Annotated in this window: 16 protein-coding genes and 1 pseudogene; 12 read left to right on the top strand and 5 right to left on the bottom strand. The window is 71.3% G+C overall.

What is annotated here, in order from left to right; genetic code table 11:
• Window positions 1–86: 86 nt before the first annotated feature.
• Window positions 87–1118: a hypothetical protein gene (locus ACFVUY_RS29155; protein ID WP_387734842.1), complete on the bottom strand. Its 1032-nt coding sequence runs from the start codon at window positions 1116–1118 to the stop codon at window positions 87–89.
• An 86-nt stretch (window positions 1119–1204) separates the two neighbouring features.
• On the opposite strand from ACFVUY_RS29155, the gene ACFVUY_RS29150 reads away from it, so the two are divergent.
• The 7 genes from ACFVUY_RS29150 to ACFVUY_RS29120 all read left to right on the top strand — a co-directional run bounded on the left by ACFVUY_RS29150 (window position 1205) and on the right by ACFVUY_RS29120 (window position 8427).
• Complete coding sequence (locus ACFVUY_RS29150; RefSeq protein ID WP_387734840.1) at window positions 1205–1504, top strand: PadR family transcriptional regulator; 300 nt, start codon at window positions 1205–1207, stop codon at window positions 1502–1504.
• Complete coding sequence (locus ACFVUY_RS29145) at window positions 1501–2283, top strand: hypothetical protein (protein WP_387734838.1); 783 nt, start codon at window positions 1501–1503, stop codon at window positions 2281–2283. Before ACFVUY_RS29150 ends, ACFVUY_RS29145 begins: the two co-directional genes overlap by 4 nt.
• A gap of 89 nt (window positions 2284–2372) precedes the next feature.
• Window positions 2373–3149, top strand: a complete 777-nt coding sequence (gene uppS / locus ACFVUY_RS29140; protein ID WP_387734836.1) for a polyprenyl diphosphate synthase — start codon at window positions 2373–2375, stop codon at window positions 3147–3149.
• 372 nt (window positions 3150–3521) lie between these two features.
• Window positions 3522–3812 (top strand): hypothetical protein, encoded by a 291-nt coding sequence (locus tag ACFVUY_RS29135; protein ID WP_387734835.1) that lies wholly within the window; start codon window positions 3522–3524, stop codon window positions 3810–3812.
• Between the two features lie 36 nt (window positions 3813–3848).
• Complete coding sequence (locus ACFVUY_RS29130; RefSeq protein WP_387734834.1) at window positions 3849–4172, top strand: transposase; 324 nt, start codon at window positions 3849–3851, stop codon at window positions 4170–4172.
• Window positions 4169–5131, top strand: a complete 963-nt coding sequence (locus ACFVUY_RS29125) for a hypothetical protein (RefSeq protein WP_387734832.1) — start codon at window positions 4169–4171, stop codon at window positions 5129–5131. The genes ACFVUY_RS29130 and ACFVUY_RS29125 overlap by 4 nt, the downstream gene beginning before the upstream one ends.
• A gap of 371 nt (window positions 5132–5502) precedes the next feature.
• The gene (locus tag ACFVUY_RS29120) at window positions 5503–8427 is read left to right on the top strand and encodes a polysaccharide lyase family 8 super-sandwich domain-containing protein (protein WP_387734831.1); all 2925 of its coding nucleotides are present in this window, start codon (window positions 5503–5505) and stop codon (window positions 8425–8427) included.
• Window positions 8428–9328: 901 nt separating this feature from the next.
• Here the strand turns inward: ACFVUY_RS29120 and ACFVUY_RS29115 are convergent.
• Window positions 9329–9646: pseudogene (locus tag ACFVUY_RS29115) on the bottom strand (flavodoxin family protein); the annotation flags it as partial.
• Between ACFVUY_RS29115 and ACFVUY_RS29110 the strand changes: the two are divergent.
• Window positions 9617–10006, top strand: a complete 390-nt coding sequence (locus tag ACFVUY_RS29110) for a hypothetical protein (RefSeq protein ID WP_387734962.1) — start codon at window positions 9617–9619, stop codon at window positions 10004–10006. The pseudogene ACFVUY_RS29115 and the gene ACFVUY_RS29110 overlap by 30 nt on opposite strands.
• Window positions 10007–10620: 614 nt before the next feature.
• Here ACFVUY_RS29110 and ACFVUY_RS29105 read toward each other — a convergent pair.
• The gene (locus tag ACFVUY_RS29105) at window positions 10621–11532 is read right to left on the bottom strand and encodes a hypothetical protein (protein WP_387734829.1); all 912 of its coding nucleotides are present in this window, start codon (window positions 11530–11532) and stop codon (window positions 10621–10623) included.
• 742 nt (window positions 11533–12274) lie between these two features.
• Here ACFVUY_RS29105 and ACFVUY_RS29100 point away from each other — a divergent pair.
• The 4 genes from ACFVUY_RS29100 to ACFVUY_RS29085 all read left to right on the top strand — a co-directional run bounded on the left by ACFVUY_RS29100 (window position 12275) and on the right by ACFVUY_RS29085 (window position 16266).
• On the top strand, window positions 12275–12628 hold the full coding sequence (locus ACFVUY_RS29100) for a hypothetical protein (RefSeq protein ID WP_387734827.1): 354 nt from the start codon (window positions 12275–12277) through the stop codon (window positions 12626–12628).
• A 344-nt stretch (window positions 12629–12972) separates the two neighbouring features.
• Entirely contained in the window at window positions 12973–13983 is a 1011-nt protein-coding gene (locus ACFVUY_RS29095) for an ABC-three component system protein (protein WP_387734824.1), read from the top strand.
• Window positions 13962–14441, top strand: a complete 480-nt coding sequence (locus ACFVUY_RS29090) for an ABC-three component system middle component 2 (RefSeq protein WP_387734821.1) — start codon at window positions 13962–13964, stop codon at window positions 14439–14441. The genes ACFVUY_RS29095 and ACFVUY_RS29090 overlap by 22 nt, the downstream gene beginning before the upstream one ends.
• Window positions 14434–16266, top strand: coding sequence for a hypothetical protein (locus tag ACFVUY_RS29085; RefSeq protein ID WP_387734818.1), 1833 nt, complete (start codon window positions 14434–14436; stop codon window positions 16264–16266). The genes ACFVUY_RS29090 and ACFVUY_RS29085 overlap by 8 nt, the downstream gene beginning before the upstream one ends.
• A 198-nt stretch (window positions 16267–16464) precedes the next feature.
• On the opposite strand, the gene ACFVUY_RS29080 is transcribed toward ACFVUY_RS29085, so the two are convergent.
• The gene (locus ACFVUY_RS29080; RefSeq protein ID WP_387734816.1) at window positions 16465–17181 is read right to left on the bottom strand and encodes a flavodoxin family protein; all 717 of its coding nucleotides are present in this window, start codon (window positions 17179–17181) and stop codon (window positions 16465–16467) included.
• 169 nt (window positions 17182–17350) lie between these two features.
• The gene (locus ACFVUY_RS29075; RefSeq protein WP_387734814.1) at window positions 17351–18226 is read right to left on the bottom strand and encodes a hypothetical protein; all 876 of its coding nucleotides are present in this window, start codon (window positions 18224–18226) and stop codon (window positions 17351–17353) included.
• Between the last annotated feature and the right edge of the window lie 121 nt (window positions 18227–18347).

Raw genomic sequence — 18347 nt, 5'->3', positions numbered from 1 at the left:
GGGCTTCGACAAACTCCAGCAGGCCCTGGCTCCAAGAGACCTGACAACCGCTGTGCAGCAGCTGACCACCCCGACGTCTGCGGCTGTCACTCCCTGGTTCCGGTCGCAGCCACACCGAAGGTGAGCGCGCCCGCCAGTAGCGCGCAGACGAGTGCGAAGGCCGCCCACTGTCCGATGGAGTCGACCCGGTCGCCGAGCCCGAGCAGCTGCCAGGCGGTGTCCCGCAGCGCCAACGAGACCGGCAGTGTCAACGCGCCAGCGGTGGTCGCGATCCGGGCGGCCCGTCGCGTCCCCGATGCGGGAGGGGACGCGGCGAACCGCAGGACGCTGTTGCAGATCATCACGAAGGCGAAGGTTCCGCCCGCGAAGACCGCGGCCTCCACGGTGAAGAGCAGCACCCCGGGCCAGCCCTCGCCGGAGGCCAGTCCCGTGGCGACCAGCAGGCCGGCAGTGAGGGCGGCCGCGGCGGCGAGCGGGGCGAAGCGCAGACGCACGAAGCCGAGCACCGTACCGCGCCCGATCAGAGCGGCGAGTGCGCGCCCCGTGCGGGAGCGGGGGCCGGCGAGCAGGTTCGCGAGGGGCGCAAGGTCGTCCAGCCAGTCCCCGACCGTGCCCTCGGCCCCGCGCACCGGCTCCGGTAGCCGTCGGATCGCCCGGAGGTGCAGCAGCAGGCTCCCGGCCGTCACCCCGGTGAGCGGCAGCAGGGACGCGATCAGCCAGGAGGTGCCACCGTCCCAGGACGCGCGGTCCGCCCGCACGGCCACCGCCGCCCAGTCGGTGGCGAGCGTGGCGGCGACGAGCAGCGTGCAGACCAGCGCGGCCCGAAGTACCTGCTCGACCCGGTAGCGCGGCAGCGGCCGGTCGCGGCGGCACAGCAGCGCCCGGACCGCACCGAGCGCGCTGAGCAGGGGGACGAAGAACATGGTGAAGGTCACCACCGCGTCGTACGGATCGCCCTGCCAGGGGCTGCCCGCCCGCACCGGGCGAACCTGCGTCGTCAGGTAGGCGAACAGAGTGAAGGCGGCGGCGCCGGCGGCGGACGTCGACAGCGCCGCGGCCGCGGCGGGCCGAGCGGGGTGTCCGACGTCCAGCTGATCGATCGTCACGTCATCGCGCATGACGGCGATAGTACACATCGCGTAGTACGTGGCACGTAGTTCGCGGCACGTAGTATGGTGCTCCGTCAGATCGGAAGGAACGACACATGCAAGCCAACGACGCCCAGACGCTGGTGCTCTGCGCGCTGGCCGACGGGCCGATGCACGGATACGCCATCAACACGGCGATCGAGGAGCTGACCGGGGAGCGGCTGGGCCCCGGCAGCCTGTACGGGGCGCTGGCCAGGCTGGAGTCGAAGCGGCTGATCGAGCCGCTCGACGGGCAGGGCCGCCAGCGCCCGGTCCAGCTGACGCCCCTCGGCCGCGAGATCCTGGAACGCGAACTGCGCGCCATGGCCCGCGTCGCGAACGCGGGACTGCGGCGCCTGGGGGTGAACCCGGCGTGAGCGTCGTCGCCCGGAGCCTGGTCAGGCTCTACCCGGACGCCTTCCGCGAGCGCTGGGGCTCGATGGTGGAGGACGAGGCCCGCGGCGCGGGCTGGAAGTCGTGGCCCAACCTGGTCGCGGGCATCGTGGACATGTGGCTGCACCCGGCCCACTGGCCCGCCGACTCCCCGGCACAGCGCCAGCGGCGGGTGGCCACCATGGGGATCACGGTCGCCCTCGCCGCCTGGTTCCTGAGCCATTTGGCCGCCGAACAAGCCGGCCCCCTGCCCGCCGACGGCGTGCGGAACGGAGTCATGCACGGCTGCACCACCCTGCTGCTGCTCGGCATCGCCCTCGTCGCACCCCGGCCCCGGCCCACGCCGAGCGCCGCGATCACGTTGCTGGGGTGGGCGCTCCGCCGTCTCGCCGTACCCACGCTCCTCGGCACCACCGTGGTCGTTCTGGTGCACGGCGGCGTGGACGCGGACGCCTCGCCGCCCACCCTGCGCATCGCCGTGCTCACCGCCTGGTGGATCTCCCTCGGCCTCGGCGCGATCCAGATCCCCCGCATCTTCACCGGCATCGGCGCGGACGCCGTCGTGCCACCCGGCACCGGCCGCCTCCGGGCCGGCGTACGGACCCTCGCCGGTGCCAGCGCCACCGGCGGCGCGACCATCCTCGGACTTTCCATCGCCGCCGACGGATTCCACCCGCTCGGCGCCGGCATCGGCGTGGGCCTGCTCCTGCTGACGGCGGTGTGCGCGGGCACCCTGAGCGACCTGCACGACCTGCGCCACTGAGCGACCTGCCGGCGGCGTCGTGTGAGCCGCTCGGCGCCCGCCCGAGCGGCTCGCCCCGACCGGCAAGCCGCTCCCGACCCACCCGGACGGTGCTCATGCCCGACCTGCTCCGCTCCCTCTACACCCGCCGCCTGCGCCGCGAGGTCATGGCGGGCCCACTGCCCCGGCACATCGGGCTGATCATGGACGGCAACCGCCGCTGGGCCCGACAGATGGGCATGGCCAACCCGAGCCTCGGCCACAAGGCGGGCGCCGAACACGTCGAGGAGGTGCTCTCCTGGTGCGAGGCCCTGGGGATCAAGCACATCACCGTCTTCGTCTGCTCGACCGAGAACCTCCAGCGCCGCGGCGACACCGAAGTCGCCTACCTGATGCGGCTGATCGAGCAGGTGGTCACCGACCGCCTCACCCGCCCGGACGCCCGCTGGCAGGTCCACCTCGCCGGAATGACCGACGCCCTGCCCGACAGCACCGCCCGCGCCCTCAAGGAGGCCGTCGAGGCCACCCGCACCTGCACCACCGGCGCCCACGTCACCCTGGCCGTCGGCTACGGCGGCCGCCAGGAGGTCGTCGACGCCGTGCGCGACCTGATGTACGCGCGAGCCGAGTCCGGCGCATCACTGACCGCAGTAGCCGACACCCTGACGGTCTGCGACATCGCCCCGCACCTCTACACCGCCGGCCAACCCGACCCCGACCTCGTCATCCGCACCAGCGGCGAACAACGGCTCTCCAACTTCCTGCTCTGGCAGAGCGCCTACTCGGAGCTGTACTTCTGCGAGGCCCACTGGCCCGCCTTCCGCGAGGTCGACTTCCTGCGCGCCGTCCGCAGCTTCGCGGCCAGGCAACGGCGGTACGGCAGCTGAGCCCGGTTCTCGCAGGGCGTCACCCGCTCGGACGTACCCGCAGCACAGCCGGCCCCCACCCAGGCCGGCTCAGCCCGCAGCACCCCACCCGTACAAGTCGGAAGGCTCCGGGAGGACCGCATCGGCCTGGGGCGGGACGGTGCAGCCCAGGTACTGGAGGCTGTAGAGGACGCCGGCGGCCCCGTGGTCAGCTCCTGCCCTCCGTCCGGGGAAACGACGGCACCGGCTCCACCACACCCCGGCCCCGGGACGAAGCCGCCCGTGGGTCGAGCCCGCCCTGGGCCCGAAGGACCGCTCACCGCTGGGCGGTTTCGTTGGGATCAAGGTGGGGATGAGGGATGGACGGTGGTTCCCGGGTGGCACCCTGGAGCGATGCGATCCGGAACCGACATCACCGAGAACGGCCTGCGGCAGCTGCTCAACGAGTGGGATCCGATCGGCGTCGCCGACGAGGTGCAGGACGAGTACGACTGCATGCTCGCTCCTCTCCTCCAGCGGCTCCGGGGCGGTGCCGACCGGACGGAGATCGGCGAGTTCCTGCGGCACGAGCTGGAGGATCACTTCGGTCTCACCCCTCTGCCGTCAGAGCCGGAAGCGACGGCTGCCCGACTGATGTCCTGGTGGACAGCTGCCCGCACGGCCGACGGCACCGGCTGCGCGTAGTCGCCCCCGCCGGATCGTCTGCTCGTCCGTCCGGGTGTGCCGTTGACGGACGCGCAGTGGACGCGGATCGAGCCGTTGCTTCCGGACCGGACACCGGGGCGGGGTGGTCGGTGGCGGGACCACCGAGAGGTGATCGACGCCATCGCCCGGAAGTTTCGGACAGGGGCACAGCGGGTGCACCTGCCGGAGAGGTACGGCAACTGGCAGGGCGTCTGCAACCGGCTGCGAACTGACCTGGATCGTCTCGGTGGAACCGGGGCCGGGTGGGTGAGGCCCCGGCGGGCAGCAGTAGGGTGCGGCGCTGACGGATTGATCATGTGTCGGCGGACGGGCACAGCGCGCGTGAGGAACTCGGCGTGAGGTACGGAAATCAGGAGCACCTGCGGCGGTCCCCCTACTGGGACGGGTCCCACCAACCGCAGCAGCCGGGTGGTGTCCCGCTGTGGCAGCGGTTCCGGGGCGAGGAGTGGCCGACCCTGCGGGAGGTGCTGGCGCCCGTGCGGCGGACGGTCGGGGGCTGGGTCCTGGTGCCGCTGATGTTCTGCCTGTGGCCGTTGCTGGTGCTCCTGGGGCTCTACCCGATGGCCAGGACGGCGCGGCGGCAGGCGCGGCGGGTGTTCGCGGTGCCGGGGCCGCCGGGGATCACCGACGAAGCGGTGCTGCGGGTGCAGCGGATCCGGGGGTGGCTGGCGCTCGCGGCGGCGTTCTGGGTCCTTGTGGTGTACGGGTCGGCGGACGACTGGGGCCGGCTCGACGAGCAGTTCGAGGTCCGACTGGCGGTCACGCCGGTGCTGGTGCTGGTGACCACGCCGGTGGTGGTCGGGGTCCTGTTCCGGCTCGCCGGGCCGGCCGCCCGACCGGCCATGCGGGCGCAGGTGCGGCCTGCGGTGCTGATGGCCCTGAAGTACGTGGGCGCGTGCACGGCGGTTCCGGCTCTGCTGTGGCTGGCCTCGCAGGCGCGGGGGTCGGTCCAGGGTCTGTTCCTCGGGCCGCTGTTCGACCTGCTGGTCATGACGGCGCCGATCTGGGTGCTGATGTTCGTGGCCTTCGCCTCGCCGACGGTGGCCCGTACGGCATTCACCATGGACCGGGTGCACGCGACGTTCCCGCCCATCCTCACCGGCATCGTGGTCTGGGAGTTCGCCGGGATCGGGCTGCTGTTCGGCGGCCTGCCGCCCGGCCCGCCGCCCGTCCAGCTGTGCGCCGTGGTCGGCGGACCCGCGACGGTGACGGCGGTGGCCTGGTGGGAGGTGCACCGGCTCCGTACACGCTTCGGGGTCTCCTTGCGCGGGCGGGCGACGGCCGCGAACGGACGGTAGTCCGACCCCGTTCGGGAGGTGTGCCCCTGCCCCAGCCGGCCCGCGCGCCCGCGCCCCTCGACTCCTGCTGCACCGCTGCCCCGCTGCACCCGGCCCGGGCTCCGGCGACGGCGGAGGAGGCTTCGACGCGCCGGTCCGGGTGGTCCTCCGCGCCACCACGGGAGCGCCTCGCACGGGGGCGCCCCGCCGCCGAGGGGCGCCGGACCCTGTCCGGCATGCGGGCGCGGGCAGCCGGCCTCCCCTGTCCGGTAAGCGATCACCGGTCTCCTGCCACGCTCCCTCCCGGTCTCCTCCCCACCCATTGACGACCCTTCGGGAAAGCGCTTACCGTCGTCCCGCCCGGCCCCCACCTCCAGGGAGGACCTCCCCTCGTGCCCACCGCACCGAACCCCGCCCTGCTCTCCCGCCGCCGCCTGCTGCAACTCGCCGCCATCAGTACCACCGCCCTCACACTCGGCGCCCTCCCCACCCCCGCCACGGCCGCGGCCGACGCCTACGACACCCTCCGCCTCCGCTGGCGCGACCTGCTCACCGGCACCGGCTTCGACCCGGCCACCGCCCCGTACGCCACCACCCTCGCCGCCCTGGGCGACCGGGCCCGCACCCAGCTCCAGGCCATGGCCCCGGCCTCCACCTCCCTCTGGCCGGACCTCCCCCTGGGCACCAACTCGGCCAACGTCACCGCCTCCCACACCCGCCTGCGCACCATGGCCATGGCCTGGGCGCAGCCCGGCACCGGTCTGACCGGTGACCAGGCCCTGGCCGCCGCGATCACCACCGGCCTGAACCACCTCAACACCACCACCGGCGCCTACACCCCCACGACCACCGCCTACGGCAACTGGTGGGACTGGCAGATCGGCACCCCGCAGGCCCTCCTCGACATCTGCGTCCTGGCCCACGACCTCCTGACGCCCACCCGGCTCTCCGCCCTGCTCGCCGCCGTGGACCGCCAGGTCCCCGACTCCCAGGTGTCGAGCTACACCGGCACCAGCACGGGCGGCAACCGGGTGGACCTCTGCCGCGTCCTGGCCCTGCGCGGCGTGCTGGGTCGCGCCTCCGCCAAGCTCACCACCGCCACCACCGCGCTCTCCCCGGTCTTCCCGTACGTACTGACCGGCGACGGCCTGTACGCCGACGGCTCCTTCGTGCAGCACACCTGGGTGCCGTACACCGGCTCCTACGGCGAGGTGCTGCTCGGCGGCCTGAGCAGGCTCTTCGCCCTGCTGGCCGGTTCCGCCTGGCAGATCTCCGACCCGTCCCGGCAGAACGTCTTCGACGCCGTCACCGACGCCTACGCGCCCTTCCTCTACAACGGCCTGGTGATGGACTCCGTCAGCGGGCGGGCCGTCAGCCGGGGCCGCCAGAGCGGCGACCAGTTCCAGCTCCAGCAGGACGACCACACCCGGGGCCACACCCTGATCGGCCACATCCTCCGCCTCGCCGACTCCGGTGCCGCCCCGGCCGCCCAGTCCGCCGCCTGGCGCTCCGCCGTGAAGGGCTGGCTCACCCGTGACCACTACCTCCCCTACCTCTCCAACGCCTACCTCGACGTCCCCGAGCTCGCCCGCGCCCAGGCGCTCCTGAACTCCGCCACCGCCGCCTCCCCCGAGCCGCTCGGCGCCCGGGTGTTCGCGATGGACCGCGCCGTGGTCCGCCGCTCCGGCTGGGCCGCCTCGCTCAGCCTCTGCTCCGCCCGCACCACCTTTTACGAGACCGGCAACGGCGAGCACCTGCGCGGCTGGCACACCAACAACGGCATGCTCTCCTGGTGGGGTGCCACCTCCGGCAACGGCCAGTACTCGGACGCCTTCTGGCCCACCGTGGACCCGTACCGCCTCCCCGGCACCACCGTCTCCGCCAAGCCGCTCGCCGACGCCGCCGGCGGCGCCTGGGGCGCACCCCGCCCGGACTCCACCTGGGCCGGCGGCGCCACCGACGGCACCTACGCCGCCGTCGGCCAGGACCTGCGCGGCCTCTCCTCCACCCTGACCGGACGCAAGTCCTGGTTCCTGCTGGACGATTCGGTGGTCTGTCTCGGTGCGGGCATCGGCTGCACCGACGGCACCCCGGTGGAGACCGTCGTCGACAACCGCAACCTCGGCCCCGCAGGCACCCACGCCCTCACCGTGGACGGCGCCGCCCAGCCCACCACCCTCGGCTGGTCCCAGCGCTTCGACGGCGCCCGCGCCGTCGCCGTCGCGGGCTTCGGCGGCTACGTCCTGCCCGCCGGCACCGCCCTCCAGGCGAAGCGCGAGGCCCGCACCGGCAGCTGGCACGACATCAACACCAACGGCTCCACCGAGCAGCTCACTCGCCGCTACCTCACCCTCTGGTTCGACCACGGCACCGACCCCACCGACGCCGGGTACGAGTACCAGCTGCTGCCCGGCGCGACCGCAGCGGCCACCGCGGCCCGGGCGGCCGCCCCCACAGTCACCACCCTCGCCAACTCCCGTACGGTTCAGGCGATATCCGACTCCGCCTCGGGTGTGACGGCCGCCAACTTCTTCGCCGCCGGCACGGCCGGGCCGCTCACCGCCTCCGCCCCCTGCTCGGTGCTGGTCCGCGACACCGCCAGCACCCGCACCGTCACCGTCGCCGACCCGTCCCGCCGGGCCGCCACCGTCACGGTCACCCTCGCCTGCACGGGCCGCCCCACCGCGGCCGTCGAAGGCGTCAGCGTGCTCTCCACCGAGGGCACGATCACCCTCCTGGTGGAGCTCGGCGGCACCCAGGGCGCCGGCCGCACCATCACCCTCACCACCGCCTCCGGCGCCCCGGCGACCGCCACCGCGACCCTGCTCGACCCCACTCAGGACAGCTTCGTCCGCGACGGCTCCTACGCCACCACCAACTACGGCACCGCCACCACCCTGACGGTCAAGAACACCGGCACCACCGACAGCGGCTTCAGCCGCCGCGCCCTCTTCACCTTCGACACCACCGCCGTCCCCGGCACCGTCCGCCGCGCCGTCCTCTGGGTCCACGGCGCGGTCGCCGACTCCGGCGGCACCCTCGCCACCCTCCAGGCCTTCACCACCGCCCCCACCCCCTGGACCGAACTCGCCGTCACCTGGGCCAACGCCCCCGCCCTGGCCCAACCCCTCGGCACCGGCCGGATCTCCACCACTCCCGACTGGATCCCCCTCGACGTCACCTCCGCCGTCACCCCGGGCAACCCGTCCCTCGCCCTGGCCCTCTTCCAGCCCCTCGCCACCGTCGGCCTCGCCGTCAACCTCGACGCCCGCAGCCACACCGCCTTCCATCCCGTCCTGGAGGTGATCAGCTCCTGACCGGCCACCGCCGCACCACGGGGTGTCATGACTTCGGTGGCCGCCCCGATCAGGGGAGACACTGAGGAGTTCGCTGCCGGATCACCGGATCGAACCGGTTCCTGGCGGATCGGTCTCGTCGGGGCCGGGATCGGCCGATGCCCCGGACATGGGTCCGAGGGCGATCCGCGAGAGAGGGCCCGGCGGCAGGCCGGCCCGCACGTGCGGAGCGGGCGCAGTGCAGGGCGGCCGGTGGTGACCTGATCGTTCGCCGGTTTCACCGCCGGGACCTCCGGGCCGGTGCGGGCCTCGGCCCGGCCGTCGCCGGGGGTGCCGGTCGGCGGAGCCGGCGCCACCTGCCGTCCGTGCCGCCGGCGCGACCGGCTGCGGGGCCGGTTCCCGGGCCGGTCGACCGGCCCGGGAAAGGGGTCAGCCCTCGTTGCCCCGCTCGTCCTTGGGCGAGAACCGCAGGCGGGTGGCGGCCGCCGCGCCGAGGGCCAGCAGCACGACGGAGATCCACGTCCGGCCAGGTGGTTGCCGGTGCTCTCTTCGGCCCAGCCCATGACGTAGGAGCCGACGAAGCCACCGGTGATGCCGGGCAGGAAGTAGCCGACGGAGTAGAGCGCCACCTGATGCGTCCAGCTGGCGAAGATCGCGATGAGCATCTGCTTGTCGCGCAGCACCGTCAACAGGGAACCGCAGCTGGTCCCGGCGGCCTTGGCACCGTCCTCCTGCTCGCGAGTCGCCGCCTCGCCGACCAGCGCCGCCTCCTTGGCGGTCGGCCACGGGGCCGTGGCCGGGCCGTCCGGGAGGTACTTGAAGGCGACGACGGCCAGGAGGACGCAGGGAAGGCCCTCGATGACGAACATCCACTGCCGGCCGTGCCAGCCGTTCCAGCCCCCTCACGCGGACGGCCGGCGGTTCAGCGGTGCTCGGGGTTCTCAAAGTCGAAGCGGCAGCCGGCGTCCCACTCGGAGCGCTGGTTGCCGTGGGCCGGGATGCCGCCGGCGTCCTTCAGCATGCGGGCCAGGTGGAGCTGGTTCCAGGTCATGAAGGTGGTGTTGCGGTTGGTGAAGTCGTTCTGCGGGCCACCGGAACCGACGTCGAGGTAGGACGGGCCGGGGCCCGCCTCCCCCACCCAGCCCGCGTCGGCCTGCGGCGGGACGGTGCAGCCCAGGTGCTGGAGACTGTAGAGCACGTTCATCGCGCAGTGCTTCGCGCCGTCCTCGTTGCCGGTGATCGGAGCATCGGCAGCATCAAGCAGCGAGAGGAATGGAGTGGGCACAAGATTGGCGTCTGGATCAACTCCTTCCGGAACCGGCGTGCCAGCTATGACGCGGATCGCATAGCCACCCTGGAGGACCTACCGGGCTGGGCATGGACGCCGCAGGAAGACTCCTGGAACGCCACGCTAGCCGAGCTCAGCGCTTGGGCGGCCGAATACGGACGGATGCCACGAGCACACGCAGCCGACATCATCGAACGGCGGCTTGGGGTGTGGAGGCGGAACAACAAGAGCAAGCGCCACGGTCGCACCGACGACTATCAGGCCATCCGACTGCGAGCACTGCTGGCCCAGTACGGCGAACGCATGCCCTGACCTGCCATCCCGGCCCACACCGGCGAGACCCGCGAGGCTACGCAGGGCGAGGCTGCGAGGAATGCAGATCGCTGTTAAATCTCTCTCAGGCCCGCTTCTCCGGTTTATTCGCACCGATGCTGCCCGGCACGGCCACGCCGTCCTCCCAGCTCAGCCGCACGAGCACCCTCCTGGCCACGCGACTCGTGCAGCTGAGCTCGAAGGATGATCTGACCGAGGCAAAGGTCCACAGCCGAATGACGTGCTGGGCGGATTCTCCGACAGCGCGGCAGAACCTCCGTCCTCGACACTCCCCCGCACGCAGCTGGCCGTCAGGCTGCGGCATCTGGCGTTCGACGTCCCTGGGTGGCGAATTCACGTCTCAGAACCGATGCCTGCCGGAGGCCCTCTCACGGCGGAGTACTCTCCGCCGGTCAGCGCGATCGCGAAGGTACTGCAGGACGGCTCGCCACCAGGACAACCGGTCCCGCGAGTTCTGCGGGATCAGGCGATTCAGGACGCGCAGCGCCAGGACGCCCAGGATTATGAGCGCCACCAGCGCTGCCCGCACCCATGCAGGCAGGCCATCCAGCAAAGCCAACGGGAACTCAACCATCGCAGGAACCCCTGCCCCGTCAGATCCCCTCCCGAAGTTCCAGACAGGCGCCGCCGTACGTCACCTCGAAGGTGTCGCGGTGACGGTCCAGCCCCGCGCCGGCGATGCCCACCACGGGGTGTGTCAGCGCCCGGGCGAGATCGGCTGGGTAGGGGTAGCCCGTCCAGCGGAGTTCCCAGGAGTCCCCTCGGCCGGACAGTCGTCGCTGCACGCCGCGGCCGAACTGCTCGGCGTCCTGGCGGCGGTCTCCGGGGCGGTCGAGTGGGTCCCAGTCCCAGCTGGTGGCCCAGTTCTCCTCCCGGTCCTCCAGGGTGTACCGGGACACCAGTCCGGCGAGCAGCACCTCGGCGTCAGGGGTGATGTGCGGAAGACCGTCCAGGGCGTCCCGCTCGGCCCCAGTGAGTTCGTCACCGGACATTCGAAGCCCCCGCCATGGTGTGGTGGTCAGCGATGCGTCCCGGCGCGGTCCGCCCGGACGTCCGGTGACGACCAGCCGCGCGCCCGTGGGTTTGTGCCGCAGATGGAACGTCTCCGGGCGGCTGACCGACCGTCCGGACAACCGGAGGCCTGGTACGTGGAGGGAGTTCTGATCCCGCTTCGACACCAGCAGGTCGGCGACGTTGTCCGGCGCGCGCTCGGCAACGATCACCAGCTCGTCCCAGCGCGCCGACATCACTGGATCGTAGGCACTGAGGCGGCTCCACCCCCAGGCGCCGCCGCGCCCGCCGATGGGCCCGTCGTTGAACAGCCCGAGCGCAAGGAGCGCCCGAAGCGAACGCTGACCCGGTGAACAGGTGTCGAGGGCAATGACGTTGCCTCGCCCGAGGCTGGCGAGAGCAACGTCCAGGGTCTCGCCGGTGAAACGCTTCCGCTCATGGGCCGCCCTGAGCCTGCTGGAACTCCGGTTGCCCGCTGCGCGTGTCGACTGCACGACATATCTCCCCGCCCTCACGAGACCCGGTACTGACGCGAGAGCCGACATGCCTGAGAACGACGGATGGCACAGCTGTCTCCCGCAGAGCAGGTGCGCTACGCACCCTCGAGTCACCGTATGCAGCACCGGGCCCTGCACGGTTGAATACCCCCGCCCCTCTGCGGGTCGGCAGGGGCCCACTGTACACGAGTCGCCTCGGCCCATACGGATTCATGGGGGCGCCGAACTGCGCAGTATGTTCTCCCAGGCCGGAGCGCGGCTCGCCGAGCAACCGGAGTTCAGATTCAAACGCGCCGCCTGGGACCGACTGGACCCGCCGGTCGAGCTGTTACCAACAGCCGGTTCGGCATCGGCGTGCTCAGCTACTTCATGCTGGCCGACGAACTCACCGTCACTACCTGCCGGATGGACCCCACGGGTCGCCCCACGTCGGTCCTGGAGGCGTCAATCCACGGCCCAGGCCAACTCTTCGGATCGTCGAGCGGACGCTCAGGGGCGAGGAGTACGGGGCCACGGTCCGGCTCCGCCTGCGCGAGCCAGCGGCAGACTGGTCCTGCGTGGACGTGCTGGAACGGATAGTTGGCGTCGCGGAGTTCGACACCGCTGTCGCGCACGGGGACGGCCGCGCCGACTGGCCGGCCGGACTACTCCAGGTGCGGAAGCAGCCGAAGCGGGAGCGCCTCGGTTCGACGTCCACGGCTTCCGGACCGCCTGGGCCGACGCGCTGAAGGACGTCCAGGTGACCTGGACGGAACACGGCGGCGCCCTCCTCGTGGACGGCCTGGTCGTCCAACCATCGGTCCGTGTAGCGGTTTTGTCGAGCGATGACGCGGGCCTGCGCGGCGTCGTGGTCAACCTCACCGGGCTGTACACCCCAACCCAGCTGTCCGCCGACCGCGTTCAGGTGCTCGACGACGTCTCGCCGACGGCTGGACGAACCGTGCTGGCCTCCCTGGACACCGTGGCACCCGGGTCCCTGGCCGCCCTCGCTGGGTCCCTCGACCCCACGATGCCCGGGCCGGACCGTGCCCAGGATGCGGTGACGGGTATGCAGGGGCTGATTCCGCGCATCCGGGACGGGAGCTGCGGGTAGGAGAGCGTCAGGCCGGGGACATGCCCTCGGCAACGAGTGTGGCGAGGTCGAGATACGCGCGCCGACCGCGCTGAGCAGCACAACCCATTGGAGGACCTTCGGAGTCGCACCGCTCCGGGTGGATACCCGCCACCCCTAAAAGGAACCACGAACGGTCAGTCCTTGTTCGTACTCTTCTCCCGATCAGGGTGGCGGTGATATCACTTGACCCCGAGTGATCAGCCGATCACGGATGTGCGGGACTCGGGGGGCTGGGGAGAGTGTCTGATGGCGTCGACACCGGAGCGGACGACAGGCATCCGTCACCACCGGCCCTCGTCGGCCCCTGGCTTAGAACCCATGCCGTGCCATCCCCGAAGAAGATCGTCTTCTCGTACGATCCCGACGAGTTCGAGGAGTTCGTCAAGGAGTGGGTCCCCGCTCTGGCGACGAAGTACGTCGCGGTGCAGCGGCACGGCGGTTCGGGCGATCACGGGGTCGATGTCGCGGGCTATCTGACCCCGGACGGACTTGAGGGCTCGTGGCACAACTACCAGTGCAAGCATTACGGAGAGGCCTTGACATGGTCGAAAGCCGCTCCCGAGATGCGCAAGATGTTCGCTTCAGCGGTGACCGGACACTTCACGGTTCCCCAGCAGTACGTCTTCGTCGCTCCGATCATCGGTCCCCGACTCGTCCGGCGGCTGTCCAAGAAGACCGAGTCCAAAGCCGAGTTCCTCAGGGAGCTGGCTTCCACCCGTGATCCCGTCATCACCTCTCTCACCGCCGAGAGACGGCGAGAAGTCCGCGATCTCGCGGATGCCACGGACTTCTCCATGTTCACCACCATCGACATGGACGAGATGCTGTCGCTGCACCAGACCACACCGCACTGGGCGGTGCGCTTCCCCCAACCCCCGGCACCACGTCCGCAGAGGATGCTCCCGCCTGACGCTCACGCTCCGGAGGAGGCCCGCTACATCCAGCAATTGGTGCGGGCCTACGGAGAACTCTGGGGCGAGCAGGCCGACAACCTGGAGCGCATCGCCGAACACGACGAGGCACGCGATCACCTGCGCAGGCAGCGGGAGGCCTTCTACAGCGCGGAATCGCTGCGCCTGTTCGCCCGCGACTCGACCGCCGGCGGGCACTTCGAAGCCGTCCTCGACGACGTCTACGACATCGTGGTCGAGGTCGCGGCCGGCAGGTTCGAGTACGGGTACGACCGCGTGCAAGCGGTCCTGGCCGCCTCCGGGAACGTCGAGCTCACCAAGACGATCCTCACCGAGTTCGTACGACCCTTGGACCGCAAGGGGGTCTGCCACCACCTGGCCAACGCCGACCGTTTGATCTGGTGCCGCGGAGGTGCCGCGTGAATCCGCTAAACAGTCCCCTGGAAATCGGGATGCGCGCACTTGTGCTTCTCGCCGAAAGCCATCCCGAACCACTGGACCTGGCCCAGATCACCCTTCTCGACTACGCGCTCCTGCACAGCGGCGAGTTCGACGGCCCACCGAGCCTTCACCCCGATTTGCCCGCCCGGCCGGGCGAACTAGGGATGAAACGAGGCCTGTTGGAGCAGGCGCTGCTCGTCCTGATCCGCGCCGAGCTGGCCCGCCTGGAGCCCGCCGACGACGGCCTCGTCTACCGCGCGACGGAGCGGGGGCCCGCTTTCGTCGAACTGCTCGAAGCCCCCTATGTCGAGCGCCTGCGCGAGCGCGCCGAATGGGCCGTCCACCAGTACGCGCCCGGCGCCGACGTGCGGGCTGCCACCCGTGCGCTGCTCAACCGCCCCGCCGAGACGCCCCTACCCCCCGAGGTTCCTCGTGGCTGACCTACGACTGACCCACCTTACCTACGCGGGCTCCGGAAAGCCCACCGCCCGTGTGGCCTTCGGCCCCGAGCTCACCGTCATCTACGGCGCGTCCGACACCGGCAAGTCCTTCATCGTCGAGTCCATCGAGTACATGCTCGGTGGTGCGCGTCTGCCGCTCATCCCCGAAGCCGAGGGCTACAGCCAGATCCTCCTCGGGCTTCAAATGCCCGATGGAGCGCCGATCACCCTCGTCCGGCGACCGGGCGCCAGCACTGTCGCCGTCCACTACGAGGACCTGCGCGACCTGGTCACCCGGAGGTCCGACCGGGAACTGACCGCAGTCCACCGCTCGGGCAGCTCCCGCAGCCTCTCCGCCATACTCCTCGCAGAACTCGGCTATGCCGACGCCCGGATCCGCAAGAACGACGCCGGCGGCACCCGCGGACTGTCCCTGGCCGACCTCGTCCACCTGTCCCTGGTGACCGAGACCCGCATGGGCGACCCCCTCTCCCCCGTCCTGCGGTCAAATGCGGCGTCCGGCAAAACCGCTGCCGCCTCGGTGATGAAGTACCTGCTGACCGGCGAGGACGACCCGGTGGTCGACACCGGGCCGAACACCAACGAGCGCCGGGTCCACAAGGGCCAGATCGGGCTCCTCGACCAGATCGTCGTCGAACTCTCCGCCAAGCTGACCACCCGGGAAAACGCCTCCCAACTACGCGAACGGCTGACGCGGATCCAGGCCACCATCGACGGCCAGTCCCGTTCCCTGCGGGTGATCACCGACCGCCACATCGGCGCGGTCTCCGACCGCATCAATGCCGCGCAGGAACTCGCCGCCGTCGAGTCCCGCCTGGCCGAGGTCCACGACCTGCTCACCCGGTTCGGGCTGCTGGAACAGCAGTACCGCTCTGACCTGGACCGGCTCGCGATGGTCAGCGAAGCCGGCAGCATCCTCGGCTACTTCCGCGTTGGCACCTGCGTGTTCTGCGGCGCCGAACCCGAACACCAGCACCACGGCCACGGGGAGCAGGAAACGACCCAGCTGCACGCGGCCGTTGAAGCCGAAGCCGCCAAGACCGGCTCGCTCCTCGCCGATCTCCTCCCGACCATCGCGGACCTGCAGACCCAGCTGGATGAGCTCGTCGGACGAAGGGGCGTCCTGCTCCTGCGCGCCAGAGAGCTCGACACCGAGATCTCCGAGGCCGAGGAGCGTCTCGCACCCCTGCGGACGCACATGGACGACCTCCTGGCTGCCCGCTCCACCGCCGAACGCGAGCTCGAGCTCCATGCCCGCATCGAGGAGCTAGAGGATCGACGCTACAAACTCGACGGAGCAGGCGCGGTCCGGTCTCAGCGGCCCGCCAGCCACATCCTTGCCCGGGTGCTCTCCAGGTTCGACGATGTGCTGAGGCGGACGCTGGATGCCTGGTCCGTTCCCTCGGTCGAGTTCGCCGAGTACGACCAGTACGGCATGGACGTCCGGGCCGGCAGCCGCCCCCGTTCCGGCCGCGGCCAGGGCGTGCGCTCGGTCCTGCACTCCGCGTTCACAACCGCCCTCGCCCGGTACTGCCTCAACGGGGGCCTGCCCCACCCTGGCTTCGTCGTCCTCGACTCCCCCGTTGTCACCTACCGCGAACCGGTCGGAGAGGACGTCGATATCACCTCGAATGTGGTCGACCACTTCTACCAGGACATGCTGACCTTCCCCGGCCAGGCCATCGTCATCGAGAACGGCGACCCGCCGAGCAGCGTGCTCTCCTCCGCCACGACGTACCGCTTCACCGGCCCAGGCGGCGGCCGGCCCGGCTTCTTCCCGACCTCCCCGACCAGCGAGGCGTGATCATCGGCGGCCAGACAGTCACGACCCACGTCTCCCGGATCCTGACCAAACTGAGCCTCCGCGACCGGTCCAAGCGGTCGCCCTCGCGCACCTGAAATCGCGACTCGCCGTCATGAACATCCGGATGCGGGACCAGAAGCTACTGTCGCATGTCCTGCCTGGCCGCGTACGAGAGGCTTGCGCCTCCATTCGGGCCGTTCAGCGGTGCTCGGGGTTCTCGAAGTCGAAGCGGCAGCCGGCGTCCCACTCGGAGCGCTGGTTGCCGTGGGCCGGGATGCCGCCGGCGTCCTTCAGCATGCGGGCGAGGTGGAGCTGGTTCCAGGTCATGAAGGTGGTGTTGCGGTTGGTGAAGTCGTTCTGCGGGCCACCGGAGCCCTCGTCCAGGTAGGAGGGGCCGGGGCCGGCCTCGCCGACCCAGCCGGCGTCGGCCTGGGGCGGGACGGTGTAGCCGAGGTGCTGGAGGCTGTAGAGGACGTTCATCGCGCAGTGCTTGGCGCCGTCCTCGTTGCCGGTGATCAGGCAGCCGCCGACCCGGCCGTAGTAGGCGTACTGGCCCTCGGAGTTGAGGATCGACGAGCAGGCGTAGAGCCGCTCGATGACCTTCTTCATCACGGAGGAGTTGTCGCCCAGCCACACGGGCCCGGCCAGCGTGAGGATGTCGGCGGCCATTACCTGGGAGTAGATCACCGGCCACTCGTCGGTCTCCCAGCCGTGCTCGGTCATGTCCGGCCAGACGCCCGTGGCGATGTCGATGTCCACCGCCCGCAGGACGTCGACCGCGACGCCCTGGCGTTCCAGGATGCCGGTGCTGACGTCGATCAGGCCCTGGGTGTGGCTGCGCTCCGGGGAGCGCTTGAGCGTGCAGTTGATCACCAGGGCGCGCAGGTCGGCGTACGACGTCGGCGTGTCCGGCACGGGGTCCTCCCTCGGTCCGTCGGGGAGGCCGGTCGGGTCGCGGACTCCCGGCACAGCTCACCAGGTCGGCGGGGCGGACGCGCGCGCGGTTGGGCCGGTGGCCTGACGACACGCCGACGGGTGCGCCGGGCAGTCGCGGACGAAGCGGGCCTGGCACCCGTGTACAGCGTCAGTGCCCGGGGCGGCGGCCGTCGTCCGGGAGGCAGAGGTGAACGGTGTGCCGTGGGTCGGTGGGGAATGAGTGGTCGAGTTTCCAGCCCTGTTCGGCCGCCACCCGCAGGACGGTTGCGGCGCCCACGCCCCGGTAGTGCCGGGCCCGGACGGCGACCCGGCGCAGGACCCGGCCCGTCCCGTCGAAGCGGTAGTGGTTCCTGCTGCGTTCGCGCGCCAGCTCGGCACAGAAACGTTTCCGCAGGTGTTTCCGCAGATGGCGCACGTAGGCGTTCGGGCTGCGGCGGAGTTCCAGGAAGCGGACTCCCGGCAGGAGGACGAGGGTGAGGAGGGGCAGCACGACGCGGCAGCGCATCGGGCCCCACGGTGTTCCGGGCTCGGGCGGTGGTCCGGACGGATCGGGCACACCGGTCGGCACGGGAGGTGGCAGGAGGCGGTAGAAGTGCAGTTGTCCCTGCACCGCCCTGCTCTTCGCCCAGTCCGTCGACCAGTCGTGCCGCCCGGCCAGCTCCTCGACCCGCAGCGGGGTCAGCCCACGGTAGTAGTGGCGTTCGAGACCCGTGACGGCCCGGCGCACGCCGCTTGGCGGCAGCTCGGCCGGTCTCCAGCCGCTGGTCCGCTCGGCGGCGGCGAAACGGTTCCGCAGGAGCTCGTCGGTGAACCGCTCCCACTCCTCGGGCCTGCCGTTCCACTCGACGCGCAGGCGGCGCCAGGAGATCCCGGCTGCCGACAGCCCCGCCAGGGTGTCGGCCAGGTCGGCGGCATCGGGACCGCCGCCGCCGACGGAGCCTCCCCAGAACGCCAGGACCATCCAGCCGATCACGAGCAGGAGTCCCAGCGGGAGGTAGAGGAACTGCAGGACGAACTGTGTCACCAGGCCGGCCCGTGACCGGCGCGGCGCCGCCTGCTGGGCGGGGGTCGTCCACGGTCGGACCGGAACGCCGGTCCGGGACGCGCCCGGTCCGTCCGAACCGCTCGACGGCATGGCTGAAGGC

This window comes from Kitasatospora sp. NPDC058063, from assembly GCF_042885395.1.
Classification (GTDB): domain Bacteria; phylum Actinomycetota; class Actinomycetes; order Streptomycetales; family Streptomycetaceae; genus Kitasatospora; species Kitasatospora lactacystinica.
Note: the sequence above shows the minus strand (reverse complement) of the source record. Positions and strands in the feature narration are given on the sequence as shown.

What these genes read in the sequence shown, in the direction of transcription:
- ACFVUY_RS29155 (WP_387734842.1), bottom strand. Translation starts at nt 1,118, where the DNA reads ATGCGCGATGACGTGACGATCGATCAGCTGGACGTCGGACACCCCGCT.
- ACFVUY_RS29150 (WP_387734840.1), top strand. Translation starts at nt 1,205, where the DNA reads ATGCAAGCCAACGACGCCCAGACGCTGGTGCTCTGCGCGCTGGCCGAC.
- ACFVUY_RS29135 (WP_387734835.1), top strand. Translation starts at nt 3,522, where the DNA reads ATGCGATCCGGAACCGACATCACCGAGAACGGCCTGCGGCAGCTGCTC.